Source organism: Amycolatopsis sp. SID8362, assembly GCF_010550475.1.
Lineage (GTDB): Bacteria > Actinomycetota > Actinomycetes > Mycobacteriales > Pseudonocardiaceae > Amycolatopsis > Amycolatopsis eburnea.
This window is the reverse complement of the sequence record NZ_JAAGNB010000021.1, coordinates 1-2,041: the sequence shown is the minus strand read 5'-3', so window position 1 is coordinate 2,041 and position 2,041 is coordinate 1. Positions and strand designations below refer to the sequence as shown.

Below are 2,041 nucleotides of genomic sequence, written 5' to 3'. Positions count from 1 at the left end.
CCGGCCCGCCGCGTCCACCGCGACCGCGCGGGGCCTGCCGAAGTCGCCGAACCCGCGCACGTACCCGCCCCACCACGTGTACTGCACGACCCGGCGGTTGCCGGTGTCGGCGACGTAGACGTTGCCCGCGGCGTCGACCGCGATCCCCTCGGGTGCCTTGAGCCGTCCGGCGATGACGCGCACGAGGTCACCACCGCGGGTGAAGGCCTGCACGCGGTCGTTGCCGGTGTCGGCCACCCACACCCGCCCGCGCGCGTCGACCGCGATCCCCGACGGCGCGCGGAACCGGCCCGGCCCGGAGCCGGGCCCGCCGATGGCGGCGAGCTCACTGGTGGTCACGGCGCCAGGATCGCCGATCGCGGGCGGTCACGACCAGTGCCGAAAAGAGTGTTCAACAGCTGTTCCGCCCGCGCTCACCAGCTCCAGCGCGAGCACGTCCGCCGCTCGAGGAAGCTGTACGCGGGCAGCGGCCCGAGCCAGTCGGCCTGGACGCCGCCGCCGCGCCCGAGCCCGGCGACGGTGTCCCGGACGACGAGCAGGTCGCCCAGCCCGACCAGGAACGCCCACCGCTCGTCGGCCGACTCGCCCGCCGGCAGCGACACCGAGTCGCGGGCGCGTTCGGCGACCTCCGACAGCAGCCCGTCCGAACGCGCCGAGCGCCACGCGGACCCGGGCTCGGTGAACCGCAGGCAGACGTGCACCTCGGCCAGGCCGTCGAGCCGGTCGAGGTCGGCGCGGTAGGTGCCGGCGGCCGGGGCGAGCACCTCGGCGCGGACGGCTTCCTCGTCCGCCGCCGTCGTACCGAACCGGACCGGCAGCACCGGGCCGCCCTCGACGAGCGCGGACACCACCGCGAGGTGCGCCGCCGGATCGGGCTCGGGATCGCCGACGACCATGGCCAGGTCGTCCCAGCACACGGTGCGCGGCGCCCGCGGGTGCCCGGCGCGCACGACGCCGTAGAGCTGCAGCGTCACGGCTGTTCGACGGGGACGGCCGATTCCACGGGCACCGCCACCGCGGGGGTCGGCGGTGGGGGCGGGATCAGCCCGGTCGTCTGGCCGAGCCCTTGCGAGATCTGACCGGGCGCGGGGGTGCTCTGCAGGCGCTGCATCGCTTCGAGGTAGCGGATGTAGGTGTCGACGCTGGCGATCACGATCCGGGCCTCGATGGCCAGCAGCTCGATCCCGATCACCGACACCCGCACCGACGCGTCGATCACGAGTCCCTTGTCCAGCAGGATGTCCAGCGTGTCGGCGAGCCCGCCGCCGGTCTGTCCCGGTCTGGTCAACTCAGGTCCTTTCGTCGAGGGCGGCCCGGATCTCCGCGAACCGGAGGTCGAGGTCGAGCAGGGCCTGCCCGAGGTCTTCGATCTGGGCGGGGCTCAGGGAGTCCATCCGCCGGAGGGCCTGCCGTTCGAGCACCTCGCGGAGGATGTCGAGCACGGTGACGACGAGGTGCCCCAGCCCGCGCCCGGCGTCGGCGGGCAGCCGGACCGGCTCGCTCATCCCGGCGCCTCCTCGAGCCCGAGCAGCAGGAGCCGCAGGTCGAGCCGGACCAGGTCGAGGCCGGCGAGCGAGATGATCACGTCGCCGGTGACGACGGCGCCGCGGTGCACGACCCGGTCGAGCAGGTCGGCGACGGCTTCGGCGGGCGAGTCCGTGCGCAGGCGCACCACCTCGGGCTCAGCCATCCGTCGCACCCAGCTCCACGTCGGTGAACGAGTACGGCGGCCACGGCCCGGACGTCTCCACCGTCGCGCCCGCCGCGCGCAGCTCGCGGGCGAACCACTCGAACTCCGCGTGGAACGCCGCTTCCCGGCCGGTTTCCACCAGGAACGCCGTGTTGACCAGCACCCCGTGCGGCCGCGCCCGGCCGATGCTGTCGGAGGCGTGGCGGCGCAGGGCACCCTCGAGCCGGCCGGCGGCCGCCAGCACTTCCTCGCGGCCGCGCTGGATCGCCTTCAGGCGTTCGCGGCGCCGGACCAGGTACTGCGTGCCCGTCAGGCCCGTCGCGTCCGGGCGGCTGGTCGCGGCGGGCTCGG

General features: G+C 75.1%; 6 protein-coding genes. All 6 read right to left on the bottom strand.

What is annotated here, in order from left to right:
- Positions 1-339 (bottom strand): NHL repeat-containing protein (locus G3I65_RS01185; protein ID WP_309235226.1); only part of this gene is annotated, 339 nt, incomplete at its 3' end.
- Positions 340-413: 74 nt separating this feature from the next.
- The gene (locus G3I65_RS01180) at positions 414-974 is read right to left on the bottom strand and encodes a GvpL/GvpF family gas vesicle protein (protein WP_160693918.1); all 561 of its coding nucleotides are present in this window, start codon (positions 972-974) and stop codon (positions 414-416) included.
- Positions 971-1,288 carry a gas vesicle protein GvpJ gene (gene gvpJ / locus G3I65_RS01175; RefSeq protein WP_160693916.1) on the bottom strand — a complete coding sequence of 106 codons (318 nt, stop codon included), beginning with the start codon at positions 1,286-1,288 and terminating at the stop codon, positions 971-973. The genes G3I65_RS01180 and gvpJ (G3I65_RS01175) overlap by 4 nt, the downstream gene beginning before the upstream one ends.
- Before the next feature lies 1 nt (position 1,289).
- A complete protein-coding gene (gene gvpK, locus G3I65_RS01170; RefSeq protein WP_160693914.1) occupies positions 1,290-1,505 on the bottom strand; it encodes a gas vesicle protein GvpK in 216 nt (71 codons plus the stop codon).
- Positions 1,502-1,690 (bottom strand): gas vesicle protein GvpJ, encoded by a 189-nt coding sequence (gene gvpJ, locus G3I65_RS01165; RefSeq protein ID WP_160693912.1) that lies wholly within the window; start codon positions 1,688-1,690, stop codon positions 1,502-1,504. The genes gvpK and gvpJ (G3I65_RS01165) overlap by 4 nt, the downstream gene beginning before the upstream one ends.
- A partial coding sequence (locus tag G3I65_RS01160) for a GvpL/GvpF family gas vesicle protein (protein ID WP_203612243.1) occupies positions 1,683-2,041 on the bottom strand: 359 nt, incomplete at its 5' end. The genes gvpJ (G3I65_RS01165) and G3I65_RS01160, both read right to left, overlap by 8 nt.